The sequence below is a fragment of the Aeromonas sp. R9-2 genome (genome assembly GCF_040908025.1).
Classification (GTDB): Bacteria; Pseudomonadota; Gammaproteobacteria; order Enterobacterales; family Aeromonadaceae; genus Aeromonas; species Aeromonas veronii.
This window is the reverse complement of record NZ_JBFOCX010000008.1, coordinates 50,162-72,167: the sequence shown is the minus strand read 5'-3', so window position 1 is coordinate 72,167 and position 22,006 is coordinate 50,162. Positions and strand designations below refer to the sequence as shown.

At 59.7% G+C, this 22,006-nt stretch carries 16 protein-coding genes, 1 tRNA gene and 1 riboswitch; of the genes, 14 read left to right on the top strand and 3 right to left on the bottom strand.

The annotated features are described in order from the left end of the window. Positions 1-17 precede the first annotated feature (17 nt). From AB5Y71_RS02740 to hemB, 12 genes are all read left to right on the top strand, one after another. A tRNA-Thr gene (locus AB5Y71_RS02740) sits at positions 18-93 on the top strand. 252 nt (positions 94-345) lie between these two features. Beyond that, positions 346-1,590 carry a cytosine permease gene (codB, locus tag AB5Y71_RS02735; RefSeq protein ID WP_005355867.1) on the top strand — a complete coding sequence of 415 codons (1,245 nt, stop codon included), beginning with the start codon at positions 346-348 and terminating at the stop codon, positions 1,588-1,590. Beyond that, positions 1,584-2,849, top strand: a complete 1,266-nt coding sequence (locus AB5Y71_RS02730; protein WP_368170928.1) for a cytosine deaminase — start codon at positions 1,584-1,586, stop codon at positions 2,847-2,849. Before codB ends, AB5Y71_RS02730 begins: the two co-directional genes overlap by 7 nt. Positions 2,850-2,944: 95 nt before the next feature. After that, positions 2,945-3,322: a fluoride efflux transporter CrcB gene (gene crcB, locus AB5Y71_RS02725; protein WP_204419951.1), complete on the top strand. Its 378-nt coding sequence runs from the start codon at positions 2,945-2,947 to the stop codon at positions 3,320-3,322. Between the two features lie 65 nt (positions 3,323-3,387). Next, on the top strand, positions 3,388-4,140 hold the full coding sequence (gene ubiE / locus AB5Y71_RS02720) for a bifunctional demethylmenaquinone methyltransferase/2-methoxy-6-polyprenyl-1,4-benzoquinol methylase UbiE (protein WP_005342396.1): 753 nt from the start codon (positions 3,388-3,390) through the stop codon (positions 4,138-4,140). A gap of 8 nt (positions 4,141-4,148) precedes the next feature. Continuing rightward, the gene (locus tag AB5Y71_RS02715; RefSeq protein ID WP_021230987.1) at positions 4,149-4,757 is read left to right on the top strand and encodes an SCP2 domain-containing protein; all 609 of its coding nucleotides are present in this window, start codon (positions 4,149-4,151) and stop codon (positions 4,755-4,757) included. Beyond that, positions 4,757-6,397 (top strand): ubiquinone biosynthesis regulatory protein kinase UbiB, encoded by a 1,641-nt coding sequence (gene ubiB / locus AB5Y71_RS02710; protein WP_005339383.1) that lies wholly within the window; start codon positions 4,757-4,759, stop codon positions 6,395-6,397. Before AB5Y71_RS02715 ends, ubiB begins: the two co-directional genes overlap by 1 nt. Before the next feature lie 42 nt (positions 6,398-6,439). Then, complete coding sequence (tatA, locus tag AB5Y71_RS02705) at positions 6,440-6,691, top strand: Sec-independent protein translocase subunit TatA (RefSeq protein WP_005339385.1); 252 nt, start codon at positions 6,440-6,442, stop codon at positions 6,689-6,691. A 3-nt stretch (positions 6,692-6,694) separates the two neighbouring features. After that, positions 6,695-7,159: a Sec-independent protein translocase protein TatB gene (gene tatB, locus AB5Y71_RS02700; protein WP_005342398.1), complete on the top strand. Its 465-nt coding sequence runs from the start codon at positions 6,695-6,697 to the stop codon at positions 7,157-7,159. After that, complete coding sequence (tatC, locus tag AB5Y71_RS02695; RefSeq protein ID WP_040098487.1) at positions 7,156-7,911, top strand: twin-arginine translocase subunit TatC; 756 nt, start codon at positions 7,156-7,158, stop codon at positions 7,909-7,911. The genes tatB and tatC overlap by 4 nt, the downstream gene beginning before the upstream one ends. 189 nt (positions 7,912-8,100) lie before the next feature. Beyond that, positions 8,101-8,886: a TatD family hydrolase gene (locus AB5Y71_RS02690; protein WP_368170927.1), complete on the top strand. Its 786-nt coding sequence runs from the start codon at positions 8,101-8,103 to the stop codon at positions 8,884-8,886. A gap of 3 nt (positions 8,887-8,889) precedes the next feature. Further along, complete coding sequence (gene hemB, locus AB5Y71_RS02685; protein ID WP_005357271.1) at positions 8,890-9,906, top strand: porphobilinogen synthase; 1,017 nt, start codon at positions 8,890-8,892, stop codon at positions 9,904-9,906. A gap of 83 nt (positions 9,907-9,989) precedes the next feature. Here hemB and AB5Y71_RS02680 read toward each other — a convergent pair whose 3' ends face one another. After that, a complete protein-coding gene (locus AB5Y71_RS02680; protein ID WP_368170926.1) occupies positions 9,990-13,496 on the bottom strand; it encodes a hypothetical protein in 3,507 nt (1,168 codons plus the stop codon). Positions 13,497-13,664: 168 nt separating this feature from the next. Next, the gene (locus AB5Y71_RS02675; RefSeq protein ID WP_368170925.1) at positions 13,665-15,854 is read right to left on the bottom strand and encodes an immunoglobulin-like domain-containing protein; all 2,190 of its coding nucleotides are present in this window, start codon (positions 15,852-15,854) and stop codon (positions 13,665-13,667) included. 50 nt (positions 15,855-15,904) lie between these two features. Next, a riboswitch (cyclic di-GMP riboswitch) is annotated at positions 15,905-15,990 on the bottom strand. Between the two features lie 437 nt (positions 15,991-16,427). Between AB5Y71_RS02675 and prlC the strand changes: the two genes are divergently transcribed. Together prlC and AB5Y71_RS02665 are read left to right on the top strand one after the other, a co-directional pair. Next, on the top strand, positions 16,428-18,470 hold the full coding sequence (prlC, locus tag AB5Y71_RS02670) for an oligopeptidase A (protein ID WP_368170924.1): 2,043 nt from the start codon (positions 16,428-16,430) through the stop codon (positions 18,468-18,470). A 207-nt stretch (positions 18,471-18,677) separates the two neighbouring features. Then, positions 18,678-21,224: a putative bifunctional diguanylate cyclase/phosphodiesterase gene (locus tag AB5Y71_RS02665; protein WP_368170923.1), complete on the top strand. Its 2,547-nt coding sequence runs from the start codon at positions 18,678-18,680 to the stop codon at positions 21,222-21,224. Between the two features lie 6 nt (positions 21,225-21,230). On the opposite strand, the gene AB5Y71_RS02660 is transcribed toward AB5Y71_RS02665, so the two are convergent. Beyond that, positions 21,231-21,971, bottom strand: a complete 741-nt coding sequence (locus tag AB5Y71_RS02660) for an ABC transporter substrate-binding protein (protein WP_076493765.1) — start codon at positions 21,969-21,971, stop codon at positions 21,231-21,233. Positions 21,972-22,006: the final 35 nt, after the last annotated feature.

Sequence of the window (22,006 nt, the reverse complement as noted above, 5' to 3'; positions counted from 1 at the left end):
TCTTTACCGGTTAGTGTGCTGATATGGCTCAGTCGGTAGAGCGCATCCTTGGTAAGGATGAGGTCCCCAGTTCGATTCTGGGTATCAGCACCATTAAATAGAAAGCCTCCCTGAAAAGGGAGGCTTTTTTGCATCTGTCATTTTTGTTATATCCCCTTACATTACCTATTCCCGCAACCCCCTCTGCTTGCAGTCGACACTGTTTATCTGCTGATTTGAGTCCCGGTGTGTTACTCATTTGACTGCTATTGATGGTTTTATCCAGATATTTAACCATGATTGATTGACGTAAAACGTTTTACATGTAAAATCCGGCGCGTTTTGCCTATTACGTGGAGAAAGAGCATGGCGCAGGATAACGAATACTGTTTGGGGGCGGTACCCGCCAAAGGGCGCAAAGGTGTGCTGTCGCTGATGCTGGTGATGCTCGGCCTGACCTTCTTCTCTGCCAGCATGTGGACCGGTGGTGCGCTTGGTACCGGGCTGGTATTCGATGACTTCATCAAGGCGGTACTTATCGGCAACTTGTTGCTGGGTATCTACACCGCTTGTCTCGGTTATATCGGTGCCTCAACCGGCCTCTCTACCCATCTGCTGGCTCGTTACTCCTTTGGGGTGAAAGGTTCCTGGCTGCCATCCCTGCTGCTCGGCGGTACTCAGGTCGGCTGGTTTGGCGTTGGTGTGGCGATGTTTGCCCTACCGGTGCAGAAGGCGACCGGCATAGATGTGAACTGGCTGATCGCCATTTCGGGCATGTTGATGACGGTGACCGTCTACTTCGGCATCTCCGCCCTGATGGTGCTGAGCTTTGTGGCCGTACCGGCCATTGCACTGCTTGGCGGCTACTCGGTCTGGCTGGCGGTGACCTCGACCGGTGGCATGGCTGCACTGCAGCAGGTACAACCAAGCAATCCCATCGAGTTCACCACGGCGTTGACCATGGTGGTCGGTTCCTTTATCAGTGCAGGAACCCTGACCGCCGACTTTGTCCGATTTGGTCGCAAACCCTGGGGTGCCGTCATGATTACCATGGTGGCGTTTTTTTTGGGCAACACGCTAATGTTCGTCTTCGGTGCAGCTGGTGCGGCGGTAACGGGGCAGGCCGATATCTCGGAAGTGATGCTGATGCAGGGGCTGTTGATCCCCGCCATTCTGGTGCTGGGCCTCAATATCTGGACCACCAACGACAACGCTCTCTACGCCTCCGGCCTCGGTTTTGCCAATATTACTGGTCTCAAGAGCAAGCCCCTCAGTGTGATCAACGGCCTCATCGGTACGGCTTGCGCCCTCTGGCTTTACAACAACTTTGTCGGCTGGCTGGCCTTTTTGAGTACGGCAATTCCGCCGATCGGTGGCATTATCATCATGGATTTCCTGCTCAATCGTGAGCGTTACCGTCAATTTGCCGATCAGCAGTTCGAGACGGTGCGCTGGCAGGCGCTGGTCGCCACGGCAGTCGGGGTGGCTGTCGGCAAGTGGCTGCCGGGCATAGTGCCACTCAACGCGGTATTGGGCGCCGCCTTCACCTATTTCATTCTGGTTCGCCTCACCCAGCGGCCGGTTCTGGTACAGGAAGCTAACAAATGCTGATTCAACATATTCGTTTGGCCGATCGGGAAGGGTTTTGGCAGATCCGCTGTCAGGATGGGGTCATCACCGCCATCGAACCCCATGACGAACATGCCGTCGCCGGTCGGGTGCTGGACGGGGAGGGTGGTCTGGCGATTGCCCCCTTTATCGAACCCCACATTCACCTCGATACCACCCAGACGGCGGGCGAGCCGAGCTGGAACCTCTCCGGCACCCTGTTCGAGGGGATCGAGCGCTGGGCCGAGCGCAAGGCACTGTTGACCCATGAGGATGTGAAACAGCGCGCCATCCAGACGCTGAAGTGGCAGATCGCCAACGGCATCCAGTTTGTCCGTACTCACGTCGATGTCTCCGATCCCAATCTGGTTGCGCTCAAGGCGATGCTGGAAGTGCGGGAAGAGATGAAGGAGTGGGTGGAGCTGCAGATCGTCGCCTTCCCGCAGGAGGGAATTCTCTCCTACCCCAACGGCAAGGCACTGCTGGAGGAGGCGCTCAAGCTGGGGGCCGATGTGATCGGTGCTATTCCCCATTTCGAGTTTACCCGGGAATATGGGGTCGAAAGTCTGCACTACATCTTCGATCTTGCCGAGAAGTATCAGGTTCTGGTCGATGTGCACTGCGACGAGATCGATGACGAGCAGTCTCGTTTCATCGAGACGCTGGCAACTCTCGCCTACGAGCGGGGTATCGGTCATAGAGTCACCGCCAGCCACACCACCGCCATGCACTCCTACAACGGCGCCTATGCTTCCCGCCTGTTCCGGCTGCTGAAGATGGCGGACATCAGCTTTGTGGCCAATCCGCTGGTGAACATTCACCTGCAGGGACGGTTCGATACCTATCCCAAACGTCGCGGTATTACCCGGGTGAAGGAGATGCTGGAGGCGAACATCAATGTCTGCTTCGGTCACGACGACGTGTTCGATCCCTGGTACCCCATGGGCACTGCCAACATGTTGCAGGTGCTGCACATGGGGCTGCATGTCTGCCAGATCATGGGTTACGAGCAGATCAACGACGGTCTGAAGCTGATCAGCAGCCACAGCGCCCGCACCCTGAATGTGCAGGATCGCTATGGTATCGAGGTGGGCAAACCGGCCAACCTGTTGATCCTGCCTGCCGAGAACGGCTTCGATGCGGTGCGCCGTCAGGTGCCGGTGCGTTACTCGATCCGCCACGGCAAGGTGATTGCCCAGACCCGCCCGGCCCAGACCGAAATCGTGCTGGGTCAGCCCGAGCCCATCGATTTTCGCCGCTGAGATTTCAATCAGGCTGGATGACGATTAGTTCCGCCTCTGGGCACAAGGGCCGCCATTGCGACATAATGGCGGCCTGACCCTGAGGGAGTGACACCATGCAAACCTGGTTCTATGTTGCTGCAGGGGGCGCCATCGGCGCCTGCCTTCGTTTTGGGATTGCCGAACTGATGGCCTTGCTGCTGGGGCGCCACTTTCCTTACGGGACTCTGGTGGTCAACGTGGTGGGCTCTTTCATCATGGGGGGGGCGTTCGCCCTCATCAGTCATGGTCATGTGGTAGAACACCCGATGAAGCCGCTGCTGATGGTGGGGATCCTCGGAGCCCTGACTACTTTCTCTTCCTTTGCCCTCGATACGGTAGTGCTGGCTCAACATGGGGCCTATCTGAAAGCGCTGCTCAATATCGGTCTCAATCTCTTCCTCTGTCTGGCCATGGTGGTGCTGGGCATGCAGTTGGTTGCGAGCCGGGTTTAAGGTGTCCGGACGCCAGTGGCTCTGGTAAACTGGCGGCCATTCTTTGCTCTATGGGTGTTTAAGGGATGTCAGAACAAGCAACGACAACGCATTTTGGCTTTAAAACCGTGGCCGCGACCGAGAAGGAAACTCTGGTAGCAGGTGTCTTCCATTCGGTGGCAGCCAAGTATGATCTGATGAACGATCTGATGTCGTTCGGCATCCACCGCCTGTGGAAGCGCTTCACCATCGACTGTTCCGGTGTGCGCAAGGGCCAGAAGGTGCTGGATCTGGCCGGTGGTACCGGTGACTTGACCGCCAAGTTTTCCCGCATCGTCGGCGAGACCGGTCAGGTGGTGCTGGCGGATATCAACGACTCCATGCTGAAAGTGGGGCGCGACAAGCTACGCAATCTGGGGGTCGCCAACAACGTCTCCTACGTGCAGGCCAATGCCGAGGCGCTCCCCTTCCCGGATAACCACTTCGACGTCATCACCATTGGCTTCGGCCTGCGCAACGTCACCGACAAGGACAAGGCGCTCGCCTCCATGTTCCGGGTGCTCAAGCCGGGTGGCCGTCTGCTGGTGCTGGAGTTCTCCAAGCCGGTCAGTGAAGTGATCGCCAAGCTCTATGACCTCTACTCCTTCAAACTGCTGCCGAAAATGGGCGAAATCGTCGCGAACGACAGTGAAAGCTACAAATATCTGGCAGAGTCCATCCGCATGCACCCGGATCAGCAGACTCTGGCAGGCATGATGGAAAATGTCGGGTTCGAGCAGGTGGAGTACTTCAACCTGACTCAGGGGGTGGTCGCCCTGCACCGCGGTTACAAGTTTTAAGGTTGCCTATGCCGATGGATGCCATGGTCACCGCGGTGATCGAAACCAGCCTCAACCAGTTGCTGGCGCTGGACAAACAGAGCCCGGAGCGGCTGCGCAAACTGGTGGGCAAGGTGCTCAAGCTGGAGCTGCGTGAACTCAAGCCGCTCTGGTTTGTCTTCTCCGAGCGTCGGCTGGATGTGCTGGCCCAGCATGAAGGGGAGGCGGATGCGGTGCTCAGTCTCTCCCTGACCGCCCTCGGTCTGCTGAAAGACCCGTCCGCCCTGACCCGCTATATCCGCGAGGAGAAGCTGGATCTGAGCGGTGATCCCCAGCTGGTACAGGCATTCAGCGTGCTGCTGGGCGAGCTGGATATCGACTGGGAAGAGGAGCTGTCGCGCTATACCGGCGATGTCGTTGCCCACACCCTGTTCAGCGGTGCCCGTCAGGCGCGTCGTCTGGTCGGCCGCGAGCTGTGCCGCACCCGCAGCCAGCTGGCGGAATATCTGACCGAAGAGGCCCGCCTCGCCCCCGGCCCGCTGGAAGTGGCGAGTTTCAACGATGACGTCGAGGTGCTGGCCCAGCAGCTCAAGGCCGTCGAACTGCGGCTGGCCCGCTTCGAACAGCAGGTGACCTGATGACCCCGAAGGAGTTCAAACGCCTCTATCGCATCATCACCATCCTGCTGGAGCAGGGCATCGACGAGCTGGTGCCCGCCCGCTATCAACCCTGGCCGGGTCGTCTGGCCCGTCGCTCCCTGTTCTGGCTCAAGAACAAACAACCGGATCTCAGCCGCGGTGCCCGCATCCGCCTCGCCTTCGAGGCCCTTGGCCCCATCTTCATCAAGTTTGGCCAGATGCTCTCGACCCGCCGCGACCTGCTGCCGCCGGATATCGCCGAAGAGCTGGCCCTGTTGCAGGACAGAGTGCCCCCCTTCTGTGGTCAGGCGGCGCGCCAGCAGATCGAGCTGAGCCTGGGTTGTCCCATCGAAACCCTGTTTGACGACTTCGACGAGACGCCGCTGGCGTCGGCTTCCATCGCGCAGGTGCATACCGCCCGGCTGAAGGAGAGTGGCCGCGAGATCGTCATCAAGGTGATCCGTCCCGACATCGAGCCGGTTATCGAGGCTGACCTGCGGTTGATGCAGGCGCTGGCCCGTCTGGTGGCCCGCTTCGTGCCCCAGAGCGCGCGACTGCGCCCCATCGAGGTGGTGGAGGAGTATCGCAAGACTATCCTCGACGAGCTCAATCTGATGCGTGAAGCGGCCAATGCCATCCAGCTGCGCCGCAACTTCACCGGCTCCGAGGCGCTCTATGTGCCTGAAATCATCACCGATCTCTGCCGCGAGCAGGTGCTGGTGATGGAGCGCATCTACGGTATTCCGGTCTCCGACATTCCAGCGCTGGAAGCCAACGGCACCAATATGAAGCTGCTGGCCGAGCGCGGGGTGGAGGTCTTCTTCACCCAGGTGTTCCGCGACAGCTTCTTCCACGCCGATATGCACCCGGGCAACATCTTCGTCTCTTACGAACATCCGGAAAACCCGCTCTGGATCGGCATCGACTGCGGCATCGTCGGTACCCTCAACCGGGAAGACAAACGCTATCTGGCGGAGAACTTCCTCGCCTTCTTCAACCGTGACTATCGCCGCGTGGCGGAGCTGCACGTGGAGTCGGGCTGGGTGCCGGCAGATACCAAGGTGGACGAGTTCGAGTTCGCCATCCGCACCGTGCTGGAGCCCATCTTCGAGAAGCCGCTCTCTGAAATTTCGTTCGGTCACGTGCTGCTCAATCTGTTCAACACTGCCCGCCGCTTCCATATGACGGTGCAGCCGCAGCTGGTGCTGCTGCAAAAGACCCTGCTCTATGTGGAAGGGTTGGGGCGTCAGCTCTACCCGCAGCTCGATTTGTGGCAGACCGCCAAGCCGTTCCTCGAGAACTGGATGCACGAACAGGTCGGGCCCAAGTCGGTATTGAACGCCATCAAGGAGAAGGCGCCATTCTGGGCCGAGAAGCTGCCTGAGCTGCCGGAGCTGGTCTATGAGACTCTGCGCCAGACCCGTCATCAGCAGCGTCATTTCGACCAGATGTTTGCCGAGTTCCGCCGTCACAGCCGTCGGCAGGGGCAGGCCCGCTACCTCTTAGGGGTTGGAGCCAGCCTGCTATTGGCGGGTGTATTCTTGCTGACCCAAAAACAACACATTGAGTGGGGACAAGCCAGTCTCGCCGGTGCAGCCCTCTGCTGGCTGGTCGGCTGGTTGCGAACCCGTTCCCATTAATCAACAACCGCGCCGTCAGGCGCCTGTTCTGGAGAGAAAATCATGGGTGGTATCAGTATTTGGCAATTGTTGATCATTGCAGTCATCGTCGTGCTGCTGTTCGGTACCAAGAAACTGCGCGGCATTGGCGGTGATCTGGGCGCGGCGGTCAAAGGGTTCAAGAAAGCCCTCTCCGACGAGCCGGCTGATGCCAAGGCCGAGCAGAAAGATGCCGAGTTTCCCCCGAAACAGCTGAACGAAGCGGCCACTCAGAGCAGTGAGACCGCCAAACAGAAAGACAAAGACCAGGCCTAAGCCATGTTCGATATCGGTTTTTGGGAGCTGGTCGTTATCGGTGTGGTAGCACTGGTGGTACTGGGGCCCGAGCGGCTGCCGGTTGCCATCCGCACGGCTACCCACTGGATCCGCCTCATTCGTTCGACCGCGAACTCGGTCAAGTCCGAGCTGGAGCAGGAGCTCAAGTTGCAAGAGCTGCATAACGACCTCAAGAAGGCCGAACAGTTGCAGATGAGCAACCTGAGCCCCGAGCTGCAGGAGTCCATCGAACAGCTCAAAGCGGCGGCCCAGTCGGTCAATCGCCCCTATCAGGTGGAGAACGAGATCCGTCCGCCGCGCCCCGAGCCGGTCGCCCAGGCTGAGCCTGCCACGCCGGTGGAGCCTGCGGTGCAGCTGAGCCACGACGTGCCGCCGGTCAACAGCCAGCGGGAGAGTGAGCCGGTGCCGGTCAGCGATTCCGCAGTAAAAGGGGAGGTGAAGCCATGAGTCAGGCCGAACAACCCCTTATCAGCCATCTGGTTGAGCTGAGAACCCGCTTGCTGCGCTCCATTACCGCCATCCTCGTGGTGTTTCTGGCGCTGATCTACTTCTCCAACAACATCTACGACTTCGTGGCTCAGCCGCTGCTCAGCCAGCTGCCGGAAGGGACCAGCATGATCGCGACGGATGTGGCGACCCCCTTCCTGACGCCGATCAAGCTGACGCTGGTGGTCTCCTTCTTCGTGGCGATCCCCTATCTGCTCTATCAGGCCTGGGCTTTTATCGCCCCCGGTCTGTACCAGCACGAACGGCGCCTGATCATGCCGCTGGTGGTCTCCAGTGCCCTGCTGTTCTATGCGGGGATGGCGTTCGCCTACTACGTGGTGTTCCCGCTGGTGTTCGGTTTCTTCACCAGCACAGCACCCGCAGGGGTGACGGTGGCTACCGATATCGCCAGCTATCTGGACTTTGTACTGACCCTGTTCTTCGCGTTCGGGGTGGCGTTCGAAATTCCGGTGGCCACCATACTGCTCTGCTGGACCGGCGTGACCACACCGCAAAACCTGAAGGAGAAACGTCCCTACGTCATCGTCGGGGTGTTTGTGGTCGGCATGCTGCTGACGCCGCCTGATGTCTTCTCCCAGACCCTGCTCGCCATCCCGATGTGGGCGCTGTGGGAGATAGGTCTGTTCTTCGCCCGCTTCTACGTGAAGAAAGAGGATGAAGAGCAACAGGAACAACCGGATGTGGAGAGCTGAGGCTCTGTTCGTCACCTGTTTGCCGGACGGCGAAGAGGATGACGAAGTCCGCAGGAATAGCAGAACGAGGGGAGCTGAGGCTCCCTTCCTCTTTTCATGCTCCCGTTCGAGGCGTATGGTAAGACCCCATTCGGTAGATGGTTTTCAAATACCTGATATGTATTCCTTTTGTTCGGAACGTCTCATCCCATGATCGATATCGGTTTAAACCTGACCAGCAGCCAGTTCGTCGGTGAACAGCCTGAGCTGGTGGCCCGCGCCCGTGCCGCCGGAGTGGAAGCGCTGATCCTCACCGGTACCGATCTGGCTGGCAGCCGCGAGAGCGCAGAGTTGGCCGCCCGCTGGCCGGGCTACTGCTTCTCCACCGCCGGGGTACACCCTCACGATGCCAAGAGTGTCGATGCGGCGACCCTGCCCGCCTTGCGCGAGCTGGCAGCCTTGCCGCAGGTGGTGGCTATTGGCGAGTGCGGTCTCGACTACAACCGCGACTTCTCCCCCCGCCCGGTGCAGGATGCGGTATTCGACGCCCAGCTGGCACTGGCTGCTGAGCTCCGGATGCCGGTGTTTCTCCACTGCCGCGATGCGCACGCCCGTTTTATCGAGATCCTCCGTCCCTGGTTGCCGAAACTACCGGGAGCCGTGCTGCACTGCTTCACCGGTTCCGACGAGGAGCTGGACGAGTGTCTGGCGCTGGGGCTGCATATCGGGGTGACCGGCTGGCTCTGCGACGAACGCCGTGGTCAGCTGCTGCGCGAACAGGTAGCGCGTATTCCGGCCGGTCGGCTGATGATCGAGACCGATGCCCCCTATCTGGTGCCGCGGGATCTGAAACCGCGTCCGAAGCGCAACGAACCTGCATTTTTGCCGCACATCGCCCAGGTGGTGGCGGCCTGTCGTGGTGAAGCGCCCGAGGCCTTGCTGGCCCACACCCGGGCCACCTCCGCCGCGTTCTTCCAACTTCCTCTCCAGGAGTGATTCATGGCTACAACTCTTCCGGGCGCCTTTCCGGGCCGCCGCCTGCGCCGTCTGCGCAAACATGATTTCAGCCGTCGTCTGGTGCGCGAGAACGTACTGACCGTCAACGATCTCATCTATCCGGTGTTTGTGCTGGAAGGGGAGAACCGTCGGGAAGCCGTTCCCTCCATGCCGGGGGTGGAGCGTCTCTCCATCGATCTGCTGCTGGAGGAAGCTGCCGAGCTGGTAGAGCTGGGCGTGCCCGCCATTGCCCTGTTCCCGGTGACCCCGCTGGAGAGCAAGAGCCTGATGGCGGAAGAGGCCTACAACCCGAACGGGCTGGCCCAGCGCACCGTGCGTGCCCTCAAGGCCCGCTTCCCGGAGCTGGGGGTGATCACCGACGTGGCGCTCGATCCGTTCACCACCCACGGTCAGGATGGCATCATCGATGACGAAGGCTATGTGCTGAACGACATCACCACCGAGATCCTGATTAAGCAGGCGCTCTCCCATGCCGAGGCCGGGGTCGATATAGTCGCGCCGTCCGACATGATGGATGGCCGCATTGGCGCCATCCGCGCCGCGCTGGAAGAGAACGGCTTCATCAACACCCAGATCATGGCCTACTCCGCCAAGTACGCCTCCTGCTACTACGGCCCGTTCCGCGATGCGGTCGGCTCTGCCGGCAACCTCGGCAAGAGCAACAAGGCCACCTATCAGATGGATCCGGCCAACAGTAACGAAGCCCTGCACGAAGTGGCGCTGGATATTCAGGAAGGGGCCGACAGCGTGATGGTCAAGCCGGGTATGCCCTATCTGGACGTGGTTCGTCAGGTGAAGGATCAGTTCGGCGTGCCGACTTTCGCCTATCAGGTCAGCGGCGAGTACGCCATGCACATGGCGGCGATCCAGAACGGTTGGCTGAAAGAGAAGGAGACCATCATGGAGTCTCTGCTCTGCTTCAAGCGGGCCGGGGCCGACGGCATCCTTACCTACTTCGCCAAGCGCGTAGCGCAGTGGCTGAAGGAAGATGCCCGTTAAGCCGGGTTGAAGAGATAAACGAGAGGGGGAGCCGATGGCTCCCCCTCTGTCGTTATGGCTCTCTTTTGGTCACGAGCGGATGATTACAGCTTGATCCAGGCATCGCTCCAGTTGCTGCCGGTACCCGGTGCATAGTGGCTGGTCGAGCCGCCACACCACCCACTGTAGGGCCAGGGTTTGCACTCGTAGTCGCCACCGGCATTGCTGACCCGTTCGCCACTCTGATAAGCGGTGCCCGCAACATAGGCTGGGTAGCTGCCGTTACCACCGTCACTGTCACCACCCGGAGCCTGTTCCACCAATGCCAGGGTGAAGCGGCGCTCGAAGCCCTGCTTGCTCCCCTCAGCCATGCCCGCCAGCAGCAGCTCGTAACTGCCGGCCGCTAGGCCCGACTGTGCCAGCTGCAGGGAACCCTGACCATCGATCAGGGCGCTGCCGGTGGCGACCGGATTGCCATCCTGCAACAGGGTCGCGGTGACGGTCACCGGGTTGGCGGTGGTCAGCGTCAGGCTGAAGTCGATCGCGCCGTTGACGATGAGATATTCGGCCGCCAGATCGGTGACGGTGAAGTCACTGCTGCTACCGGTCGTGGGCAGAATGAAGTCTCCGCTCAGGTAGGTCAGACCGGTCCAGCCGGAGCTGGTCAGCCAGTGCTTGCCATTGGTCTGATAGACGTTGGGCAACTGGGTGCACTGTTTGTTGTCATTGACGAAGCCGATACCGTAAAAGCCCGCCACATTCTTGTAGCAGAGCTGGCGACCATTCTGGTGCAGCACTGGCTGATCCAGCTTGCCCTTGTGGTGGAGTGACAGCCAGTCAAACTGGTTGATGGCCGAGACCAGCGGCACAAACTGGCCATCGGGCTGACGATAACGGATCAGGGATCCGGCATCACAGAGCAGACCATCAGCCTGCTGTTCGACGTAGCCGTAGTACTGCTCGCCATCCTGGAAGGTGAACCGGCAGAGATTGCCTTTCTCCGACTCCTTGGGGATCCAGCCCATCAGCAGTCGCTCCTGATTGTTCAGGGCTGCCAGCTGCCCGGCACTGAAGTCGCTGCCGTTGGCTACCCAGCTTTGCGGCATGGTGGAGAATTGCATGAAGTAGTGGTCGGTATAGTACATGTGGCTGTCAGCGCGGTGCTTGCGAGCCCCCTGGCTGACCGAGTTGTAGCGATAGATGTCGTTTTCCGGCTTGTGGAAACCGTTGAGATCATCATCCAGATAGGGCAGGTCGCCCTTGCGGATATGGTAGTTGGCCATGCCCGTCATCAGCGGGTGCCAACCGTGGCTGCCACGGGCAAACGCACTGTCATGACTGTAGGACTTGCCATCAAAGCCGTGGCCAAATTCGTGGGCAATGATGCCCCAGCTGCCGTAGTAGTGGCTGACAAAGTTAAAGGTATCGACCCCGGTGATACCGCCTCCCCCCAGACCACCACCCATGGCAGTGATCCCCAGGTTGAGGTTGGGGCGCTTCATCAGGCTGTGGTAGTAGTAGTCATAATCGGCCGCCGTAAAGATCCCGTTCGGCACATAGCTGTTGCCGCCATTGCCGAACATCTCGTAGCCGTTCACCGCCTTGAAGTTGTACCAGACGTGTTTGAACTCCTCGGTCGAGACCATGTAGGCCAGGTTGGTGGCGATGATCAGCCACTCGCGGGCGTAGAGGGCATTGATGGGGCGCCAGGAGCCGCTGGTGTTGGTGGCGAAGCGCACGTTCCAGCTTGGCTTGAGGCGTGCCAGCTTCTGGGCAAACGGATCCGAGTTGGAGCTGAACCTGTGCTCGAACTGGGCAGGCAGATTGATGCTGTTGTCGAGCAGGTTGTTGAGATCAAACACGCCATCGCGGCTGGCGCTGTTGAAGCGTCCCTGCTCGCCAAAGGCGCTCAGTGGCAGGGTGATTTGGGCATAGGCGGGCAGGCGATCGAGCTGGCCCAGGATCAGCCACTTGTTGATACCGTTCAGGCGTGACTCGATATTGATGTCATGCAGCTCTCTGGCGGCATAGTTGGTGATGCGCACCGTGTCGTTATCAAGCAGCTCGGTCTTGACCAGCGAATTGATGTTGACCGAACGCTGGGCGCGATCGATCAGTACCTCGTAGGGTTCGTCATTGCGCAGTATGTAGCTGACTGCGGCCGGCATCAGCTGATCGAAGATCAGCGGGCGAGCCGGCAACTGCTCGTCGGCCGTGAAGCTGATCTCCTTGCTCAGCAGCTGGTTGAAACCCAGGCCGCGCTCGTTGGCGGTGACAAGCGCCGAGCCCGCCAGCTGAAGATCTTTCAGCGCCGCCACGGGCTGCTGGTTGATCTCCCGGACAGTAAAGGTCGGGTTCTTGAACTGAAAGTCGTTGGCGATCAGGGTATCGGCATCATGCCACTCGATGCGGTCCTTGAAGTTCACCACCAGCCGATCGCCATCCATGTCGATTTTTTGCAGATTGCTGTCGGCGATCACCTGCTCAGGCGCCAGCGGGATGTTGCTGGCGATGGCATCAGCCAGTTTGCGCAGGTCATAGATGTAGTAGTTTTTGCCAGCGGTGTGGGCCAGGAGATAGTCACCCACCTGATGGAGTTGCACCAGACGGTGGCTGTATTTTCCTTCAAAGGCGAGCCGACCGGCGATGGGGGTCTTGAGGCTGTTCTCCGGCGTCACATCCTGCTGGCGGTAGACCTTGATCTCGCTCAGCGCATCGGCCACCAGCACGTAATCCTGATTGGCAAAGACGGCCTGGGCGCGGTGCAGGCTGTTGCTGCCGGAATCCCGACCGGTTCCCAGGGTGGTGACATGGCGATGCTCGTCGGCCAGATCGAAGATATCGACCCGGTGCGAGTAGCGCGAGACCACGTAGAGCAGGTTGTTGCGGACAAACAGTTCGCTGACCTGATTGTAGGCCGTGGCACTGCCGGTTTCGGTGCCGCGGATCTCGCCAATCTGCTGGCGGCTCGGGATATCGATAATGGCCACATGGCCCGGATTGCCGTTCTGGCTGACATAGAGCCGATCCTGATAGCGCTCGACCGCCGTGATCAGGCTGGCGTCCAGCCCCAGCTGGTCGGCCGTCAGCTCCTCGCCTTTGTCCAGATATTGCAGCGAGGTGGCAAACGAGTTGACGCTGCAGGAGCTGGTCTCCATCACCACCCGGGTGCGTTCGCCATTCTGGATCTGGCCGTGGGGGAAGTACTCCAGCAGACAGCCGTTGCCGTAGTCATAGTTGCCAAAGCGTTTGTTGACCGCTACGACCCCACCGTCGTACCAGGTCAGCTCCCACTCCTCATCGAAGAAATCAAAGACGTTACGAATGGCTGTTTCGTCGAAAAAGTGGGGTTTGGGCAGATCGAACAGGATGTGGTTATCCGCTGTCAGCGGGTAGAGCAGGCCGTTGATGGCAAGGTGGCGCTTGCCATCCTTGATGATCACGTTCTGCTCGTCAGCCGCACTCTGATGCAGCGCGGCGAGACGCGCCGTCATCTGCTCGTAGTGCTCCTGATAGGTTTGTTTGAAATAGGCTTGTTCGCGCTCATCGGCCACGACATGGGCCGACAGCAGCAGTCCGAGCAGGGTGGCAAGCTTGGTGGTTCTTGGCATGGTGATTTCCTTATCTTGGTTGTTGTTGGACGTTTTTGGGTGCTTGGCAAGCATGTAAAAGAGAGGGGCTAACCCGTCCGGGTCAGTGCATCCTGCCCATCGGCAGCGTGGCCGACGGGCAGGATATGGGCGGGGGCCTGTCGGCCTCCGTTAGTGGTTGGGGCAAGGTCAGAGTTTGATCCAGGCATCGCTCCAGGCAGAGCCGGTACCCGGTGCATAGTGGCTGGTCGAGCCGCCACACCAGCCGCTGTAGGGCCAGGGTTTGCACTCGTAGTTGCCACCGGCATTGCTGACCCGATCACCGGCCTGATAGCCGGTGTTGGGGGCGTAGGCAGGGTAGTCACCTTCGCTACCGCCGTTGCTCTCTTCGGTCAGCGCAACCGGGAAGCGCTGTACCACCGGCTGCTGGCCGTCAGCCAGACCGGTGATGACCACGTCGTAGCTGCCATCGGTGACGTTGCTGCCCTGCAGTACCAGGGTGCTGGTGCCGTTCACCTGGCTGCTGGTGGTGCCGTGGCTGTGGCCGCTCTGCTCCAGAGTCGCGGTGATTTGGACCCGGTTGGCGGTGGTCAGGTTGAAGCGGATGCTGACCTGACCGTTGACTATGGTGTACTCGCTCGCCATTGCGCTGACGGTGAAGTCGCTGCTGCCTTCGGCGGGTGGCGTTGTGCCGCCGCAGTCGCTGTCGCCCTGTACGCGCCAGACGCCCCAGTCACCCGTGGTGCCCGGCTCTTCGTTCTGGGTCCACCAGCCTGCCAGCCAGTTCTTGCCGTTGTGGCTGACGATGTCGCCGCCCACGTAGACTTTCTTGGCATCCCAGCTGTTTTCACAGACGGCGCCCTGCTCCCTGACGGTCACGTTGCGCTGCTGGGTTACCTGCTGACCGGCGCTGTCGCTTACCTGATAGGTGAGGGTGTAGCGGCCGACCTTGCTGCTGTCGACGCTGCCGCTGACCTTGATTTGGGCGGTCAGGTCGCCATCTTCTTCATCATGGGCACTGACGCCTGTCATCGGATCGAAAGCGGTACCCAGTTCCAGCGTGGTGTCGGTAACACCGCTGAACACCGGCTTCATGCTGTAGACCTCGACGGTACGCACCTGTTCGGTGACGTTATTGTCGCGATCGCTCACCTTGTAGGTGAGGGGATAGAGACCGATGCGCTGGGTATCGACGCTCCCTTCCACCTGGATCTGACCGGTCAGATCGCCATCTTCCTTGTCGCTGGCGCTGACGCCGGCCAGCGGGTCAAAGCGGGTGCCGTGCTTGACGCGGGAATCGCTCAGGCCACTGAACATCGGCTTGCCGTTTTCGTCCGGCGGGGTGATGTTCTGATCGTGGATGAAGGGGCCGTAGCTCTTGATGAAGGCTTCGTTGTAGGCCTGACCGGCCGCGTTACGACCCATGTCCCAGTTGATGGACCAGGTCATCACGCCACGCAGCGGTTGCCCCTCGCTCTTCAGGCGGTTGAAGGCGTTGTAGAGCTTCTGCGGATCCTGCACATAGCCGGTGGCGGCGGCGTCGATGTTGGTCGGAATGCCGAACACCAGCTTGTCATGGGGGATCTTGTAGAAGCCGCGGGTACCGTTGCTCAGCGAATCCGCCATGTAGTAGATGAACTCTTCTTTCAGGGCATCGTTGTTCTGGGCAATCCAGCCGATCCCATCGATGTAGATACCGTCGCCACCCTGGTTGTAGAACTGGGGGTTGATCCAGTCGTAGTACCCTTCCAGATTGCGGATATAGGGGATGTAGGCGCCAGTCTGGGTCAGATAGGGGAACTCCGGCGCCATGGTGATGAGGAAGTTTTTCCCCTGGGCGCGGTAGTGATTCTTGACCAGACGCAGAGCCGCCGGGATCACGGTCTGGTTGTCGGCGGCAGTGATGGCGGCCTGTTCCAGGTCGATATCCAGCCCGTCGAAGCCATAGGTCTCCACCAGACGGATGATCTCGTCGGCAAAGGCCTGCTCCTGACCTTTGCGCAGCTCGATGTGCGCATCGGCACCGCCCAGCGCCAGCAGCACGGCACGGCCCTGACGGTTCAGCTCGGCGATCTGCTCGATAAACTGGCTTTCGCTCATGCCGATGGCCGGGTCGAGTTTGAAAGTGGGGATGGGATCGCTTCCATAGACCTTCATGAAGGAGACATCGACCACGTTGTATTGTGGGTTGACCTGATCGAGCTTGACGCAGGGGGCGATACCGCCCTTGTAGCCCGAGCCGTCACACCAGTTGTGCCAGTAGCCGACCACTACGCCGGACTGGGGGTTGACCATCGCCTGACCGGCACTGGTGGCATATGTCATGGGGGCGCCCATGCCGAGCAGGCAGCCAAGCAGGGATAATTTGAGTTTGTTCATCGTCTCTCCGTACGGTGCAAATGGGGCGTCGGTTGTGACCGGACGTCCCCGGGGGCAGCCCCGCTGTCATAGGTGTTTTCCCTTAGACCGGTGGCTTTGCGTCGCGCCCTTTCGGGTCACTTTGCCTTTTTCACCCGATTTCTGTGCAGCACAGAGAATCAAGTGACCTGCATGGCAGGTTGCCTATGATAGATGCTTGAAAATAAATTAATCAATAGTTGGTTTTGATTCTAATTAACTGAAAAATATTGATAATTTGTTACGGTTACCACATTTTGTCCGTTTCCATGATTGAACATGACGGTACTTGGCTGGCAGCTGTGGCGCCGGTAAATGGCGACTTTTTGCCCCTTGAAAGTAGCGGCAAGAGCCAAAAAAGGCCCACAGATTCATTCTGTTACTGGCTGTTGATAGCAAAACTGCAGCAACGGCAGAGATCCGGGTCGCAATGGCTGGAAAAGTACAGGGTTGCGGCGGATTCCCGCTTGATTATTGCGTGGCTTGGCCACATGTTAGAAAGCCATACAGAGCTGCTAAAGCGGTCTGTTCAAGACCAAACAAGAGGTAACCGGGATGAATAACCCTTTGCTGACAATGGATTCGCTGCCCCCTTTCAGCCAGATCAAGCCGGAGCAGGTTCAGCCTGCCGTGATTCAGGCGATTGCTGACTGCAAGCAGAAGATCAGCGATGTGCTGGCCCAGCGTGATCCCCATACCTGGGATAGCCTGATTGCCCCGCTGGAAGAGGTAAATGACCGTCTGTCACGGATCTGGTCACCGGTCAGCCACCTCAACTCCGTACTCAACAGCGAAGCGCTGCGCGAGGCCCATGATGCCTGCCTGCCGCTGCTCTCCGAATTCCAGACCTATGTCGGTCAGCATGAAGGGCTCTATCAGGCCTATCTGGCCCTCTCCCAGAGCGATGATTTCCCGCTGCTCAGCGGCGCCCAGCGCAAGGAGATCCAGAATACCCTGCGTGACTTCCGCCTCTCCGGCATCGGTCTGCCTGCCGAGGCGCAGCAGCGTTACGGCGAAATTCAGGCCCGCCTCTCCGAGCTGGCCTCCCGTTTCAGCAACAACGTGCTGGATGCCACCCAGGGCTGGCACAAGCTGGTGGCCGATGAAGCTGAATTGGCCGGTCTGCCCGACAGCGTGCGTGCCGCTGCCCGTCAGATGGCTGAACTTAAAGGCAAAGAGGGCTGGCTGTTCACGCTGGATATCCCTTCCTACCTGCCGGTGATGATGTACGCGGACAACCGCGAACTGCGCGCCGAGATGTATGAGGCCTTCACCACCCGCGCCTCCGATCAGGGCCCCAATGCGGGCAAGTGGGACAACTCCGCCATCATGAACGAGCTGCTCACCCTGCGCCGCGAACTGGCTCAGTTGCTGGGCTTTGCCAACTATGCCGAGCTCTCCCTGGCCACCAAGATGGCGGACAAGACCGAACAGGTGGTGAGCTTCCTCACCGATCTGGCGGCCAAATCTCTGCCGCAAGGCAAGGCCGAGCTGGAGGAGATCCGCGCCTTCGCCGCCGAGCAGCATGGTCAGACCGAGCTGGCCGCCTGGGATCTCGCCTACTACGCCGAGAAGCTCAAGCAGCACAAGTTCTCCATCTCCGACGAGCAGCTGCGCCCCTATTTCCCCGCCAGCAAGGTGGTGAAAGGGCTGTTCGAAGTGGTGAAGCGGGTGTTCGGCATGAAGGTGCGCGAGCGTCTCGGCATCGACACCTGGCACCCGGACGTGCGCTTCTACGATATCTTCGATGCCGACGACGAGCTGCGCGGCAGCTTCTATCTCGACCTCTATGCCCGCGAGCACAAGCAGGGCGGGGCCTGGATGGATGTCTGTCTGGGTCGTCGCTACCGTCAGGATGGCTCGCTGCAAAAACCGGTGGCCTACCTGACCTGCAATTTCAACGGCCCGGTGGATGGCAAGCCTGCGCTGTTCACCCACAACGAAGTGGTCACCCTGTTCCACGAGTTTGGCCACGGCATTCACCATATGCTGACCCGCATCGATGTGGCCGGTGTCGCCGGTATCAACGGCGTGGCCTGGGATGCGGTGGAGCTGCCGAGCCAGTTCCTCGAGAACTGGTGCTGGGAGTCCGAGGCGCTGGCCTTTATCTCCGGCCACTACGAGACCGGCGAGCCGCTGCCTGCCGATCTGCTGGAGAAGATGCTGACCGCCCGCAACTTCCAGGCGGCCATGCAGATGCTGCGTCAGCTGGAGTTCGCCCTGTTCGACTTCCGTCTCCATCAGGAGTTTGACCCGACCAATCCGGCACAGCTCCCGGTGCTGCTGGATGAGGTACGCAGTCAGGTAGCAGTGATGACGCCACCGGCGTTCAATCGCTTCCAGCACAGCTTCTCCCACATCTTCGCGGGCGGCTATGCGGCGGGCTACTACAGCTACAAGTGGGCCGAGGTGCTCTCTGCCGATGCCTTCTCCCGCTTCGAGGAGGAGGGGATCTTCAACCCGGCGACCGGCCAATCCTTCCTGAAGAATATTCTGGAGAAGGGGGGCTCGAAGGAGCCGATGGAGCTGTTCCGAGCCTTCCGTGGCCGTGAGCCCAAGGTGGATGCACTGCTGCGACATAGCGGGATCGCTGCCTGAGATTCCTGAACCGCCGCCTGTGTGAGCTTCAAGCAGGTACACTGTTTTGCGGCATAGTGGGATCGAGTCGTGATTTCTGCGACAAAAAGGGACCTTTTGGTCCCTTTTTTCAAGGCTTTTTAATATCTTGCTGATTGCATATTTGCACTGCCCACGGCTCTTCAGTAGAGTCGTGTTCTAACCTTCAAGGAGAGAAAGCCACTTGCCATGAGGCGAGCACTCGATTCCGTCTATCAAATCATCTCCAGTCTGGCTCATTCGAGCGGCCAGGGATATTTCGATACCTTTGTGAGTGAAATCGCCGCTGCTGTGATGGCTGATGTCGTCCTGATCGCCAGCAGGGAATCAAATGCTACCCACCTGACTGTTCAGGCTGCCCATCCCTCCTCTCTTGACCCCGAAACCCTGACGCTGCCACTGACTGACTCTCCCGATGCCATTACCTGGCAGGAGGGGGAAGCCTGGTTCAGCGATCGTCTGTTGCAGCTGTTCCCCGCGATGCCGCTTGCCGATGCGTGGCAGGCCCAGGCCTACGCCGGGATCGCCCTCAAGGATGCGGATGGCGAGACCATAGGCATCTGCTGCCTGCTCTATCGTCAGCCGCAGGCCAATATGACCAAGGTGATGGGGCTGCTCCGGTTGCTGGGGCCGCTGGCCGGTCGCGAACTGGCGCTGATGCTGCAACGCCAGCTGCCACTGCTCTTGCCTGATACCCCTCATGTGCTGCAGAGCATGCTGTTTCAGGCCCCGGTGGGGATCGGCAAGCTCGATCTCACCGGCCACATTCTCTGGGCCAACCCGGCCATCGAGAAGATGCTGGGTTATCCCCTCGACGAGCTGCTTCATCGCTCCATCTCCGATATCAATCACCCGGAGGATTGGCAGCGCAGCCTTGAGTGCTACGAAGAGATCCGGCGCGGGGATCGCAGCAGTTTCACCCAGGAGAAGCGCTACTTCTGCAAGGGGGGCGAGATCCTGTGGGGGCGGGTAACGGTCACCCTGATCCGCGACGAGCAGCAGCAGCCGGACTACCTGATGGTGCTGCTGGAGAATATCGATCCCCTCAAGCGTCATGCGGAGCAGCTCAAGCTCTCTCACCGGGTCTACGACAACCTCTCCGAAGCGATTCTGGTGTGCGATGCCGACAGTCGCATCATCTCGGTCAACCCGGCCTTCGAGCAGATCACCGGCTACAGCAGCGACGAGGTGCGGGGCCAACGTCCCAGCATGCTCAAGTCCGGGCTGCACGATCAGACCTTCTATGCCGACATGTACCACGCGCTGGAGCGGGTGGGGGTGTGGCGTGGCGAAGTGTGGAACAAGCGCAAGAACGGCAAGCTCTATCCGCAGCAGCTGATGATCAGCACCCTGCGTGAAGCAGGCGAAATCCAGCAATATATCGCCATTTTCAGCGATCTTTCCCAGACCAAGGTGGCAGAGCAGAAGATCGCGACCCAGGCCAACTACGACAACCTTACCAGCCTGCCCAACCGCTGGCTGTTTGGCCGCTGCCTTACCCGCTTCTGCGAGCGGGGCGAGCGCTTCGCGCTCATGGTGCTCGACCTCAACAACTTCAAGGCGGTCAACAACAGCATGGATCACCATGCTGGCGATGCCCTGTTGCGGGAGGTGTCGGATCGACTGGTGAGCCGGGTGCGCACCGAAGATTTGGTGGCCCGTATCGGTGGCGATGAGTTCGCGTTCCTGGTGCCCGGCATCGTCACCCGCCGTCAGGCCGAGGTGTTTGCCAAGCAGGTGATCGGCAGCTTCGCCCGCCCCTTTATGCTGGCCAACCAGCACCTCTATGTGACCGCGACCATCGGCATGACTCTCTGTCCGGTCGATGGCAGCGAGAGCGACGAGCTGCTGCGCAATGCCGAACAGGCGCTGTTTGCGGCCAAGCGACAGGGACGGTTGCTCGGTGCATACTGCTCATCCATGCGGGAAGAGGTGCGCCAGCGCCACCAGATGCAGCAGGATTTGGCCGAAGCGATCAAGCTGGAGCAGCTGACCATGGCCTACCAGCCCATCTGGGACAATCGCAGCGGACGGGTCGCCAAGCTGGAAGCGCTGGTGCGCTGGTATCACCCCCACTGGGGACAGGTCTCCCCTGCCGAGTTTATTCCGCTGGCGGAAGAGGCGGGATTGATTCAGGGGCTGGGTGCGCTGGTATTGTGGCAATCGTGCCGGGATCTGGCGCGGTTGCAGCAATCCGGCTTCCCTGATCTGCAGATGTCGATCAACCGTTCCACCATGGAGTTCCAGACCATCGACCCCGAGGCGAGTGAGTGGCTCAAGGTGATCCAGCACTTCGGGCTCGATCCTGCCGACATCGTCATCGAAATCACCGAATCTCTGCTGATGGAGAGCAGTGATCAGCACAGGGTGCGGATCGATGCCCTGCGCGAGGCGGGGTGCAAGTTGGCCATCGACGATTTCGGTACCGGCTACTCGGCCCTCAACTATCTGCGCACCTTCCCGGTAGATCTGGTCAAGATCGACCGCTCCTTCGTGCGCCATATCCCCTTCAACGAGCAGGATAGGATGCTGCTCGACGGCATCATCAACATAGTACACAACCTCGGCATGCAGGTGGTGATCGAGGGGGTAGAGACCCGCGAGCAGCTCAACTTCCTCTGCCAGAAGGGGTGTGCCTTCACCCAGGGTTATCTGCTCAGCCGCCCGCTGGCCTATGACGATCTCACCGAATATCTGCAGCTCAATGACAAAGGGATGTTTCTGCAGATCAGCTAGTGGTGCTTACTCCTGCGATGTCATCTGTTCCTGTTTGGTTTTCAATGTCCGGTAATCCTCGCCGAGATAGCGCAAATAGATGCGATCCAGTACTCCCTCATCCTGCATCTCTTGCAGCGCCTTGTTGTAGGCAGGCAGCAGGTCAGCCTTCTGTTTGCCAAAACAGAGGTAGAGCGGCGTCGAATCGATAAAGGGGGTGAGGGCGCGGATCCTGACGTCCTGCTCCCTCGACAGAATGGGGGCAGAGAAGTAGTCCAGGATGATCATATCGACCCGGCTCTTTTCCAGCATCAGTAGCAGCTGTTTGTCGGAGTGAACCTTGATGGGCTCCCAGCCGGTGAAGTTCCTGATCTTGGCCGTATAGTCATACCCCCTGACCATTCCTACTTTCAGCCCCTTGGCCATCTCCCACGAGAAGTTCTGTAACGGACTGTCGGTACGCACATAGGCGGCCAGAGGATAGAAGGCGGTGGCAAGGTCAGAGTGATAGCAACCGGGGAGAGGGGCATTGTCGAGAATGCCATCCGCCAGCTGGGTGCTGACATATTGCTCGCAGCGTCCCCAAGGCAGTTCAAGCAGGGTGAGGTTCATGCCAAGGCGGCGCGCCACCTCTTGATGGATCTCCACCGAAATGCCCTCTTTCAGGTTGCCCTGTTCGGCATAGGAAAAGGGAGGCCAGTCTACGCCGCAGACCTTCAGGTTTGTGCCGCTCTGGGCGGCGAGGAGCAGGGCAATGAACAGGTTCATGGGATTTCCTCCCTACAGCGACTTGAAGGGGCTGT

Coding starts and splice junctions, on each gene's coding strand:
- AB5Y71_RS02680 (WP_368170926.1), bottom strand. CDS start 13,496: ATGCCAAGAACCACCAAGCTTGCCACCCTGCTCGGACTGCTGCTGTCG.
- AB5Y71_RS02690 (WP_368170927.1), top strand. CDS start 8,101: ATGATCGATATCGGTTTAAACCTGACCAGCAGCCAGTTCGTCGGTGAA.
- hemB (WP_005357271.1), top strand. CDS start 8,890: ATGGCTACAACTCTTCCGGGCGCCTTTCCGGGCCGCCGCCTGCGCCGT.
- AB5Y71_RS02660 (WP_076493765.1), bottom strand. CDS start 21,971: ATGAACCTGTTCATTGCCCTGCTCCTCGCCGCCCAGAGCGGCACAAAC.
- ubiE (WP_005342396.1), top strand. CDS start 3,388: ATGTCAGAACAAGCAACGACAACGCATTTTGGCTTTAAAACCGTGGCC.
- AB5Y71_RS02730 (WP_368170928.1), top strand. CDS start 1,584: ATGCTGATTCAACATATTCGTTTGGCCGATCGGGAAGGGTTTTGGCAG.
- crcB (WP_204419951.1), top strand. CDS start 2,945: ATGCAAACCTGGTTCTATGTTGCTGCAGGGGGCGCCATCGGCGCCTGC.
- tatB (WP_005342398.1), top strand. CDS start 6,695: ATGTTCGATATCGGTTTTTGGGAGCTGGTCGTTATCGGTGTGGTAGCA.
- tatA (WP_005339385.1), top strand. CDS start 6,440: ATGGGTGGTATCAGTATTTGGCAATTGTTGATCATTGCAGTCATCGTC.
- ubiB (WP_005339383.1), top strand. CDS start 4,757: ATGACCCCGAAGGAGTTCAAACGCCTCTATCGCATCATCACCATCCTG.
- tatC (WP_040098487.1), top strand. CDS start 7,156: ATGAGTCAGGCCGAACAACCCCTTATCAGCCATCTGGTTGAGCTGAGA.
- AB5Y71_RS02715 (WP_021230987.1), top strand. CDS start 4,149: ATGCCGATGGATGCCATGGTCACCGCGGTGATCGAAACCAGCCTCAAC.
- codB (WP_005355867.1), top strand. CDS start 346: ATGGCGCAGGATAACGAATACTGTTTGGGGGCGGTACCCGCCAAAGGG.
- AB5Y71_RS02665 (WP_368170923.1), top strand. CDS start 18,678: ATGAGGCGAGCACTCGATTCCGTCTATCAAATCATCTCCAGTCTGGCT.
- prlC (WP_368170924.1), top strand. CDS start 16,428: ATGAATAACCCTTTGCTGACAATGGATTCGCTGCCCCCTTTCAGCCAG.
- AB5Y71_RS02675 (WP_368170925.1), bottom strand. CDS start 15,854: ATGAACAAACTCAAATTATCCCTGCTTGGCTGCCTGCTCGGCATGGGC.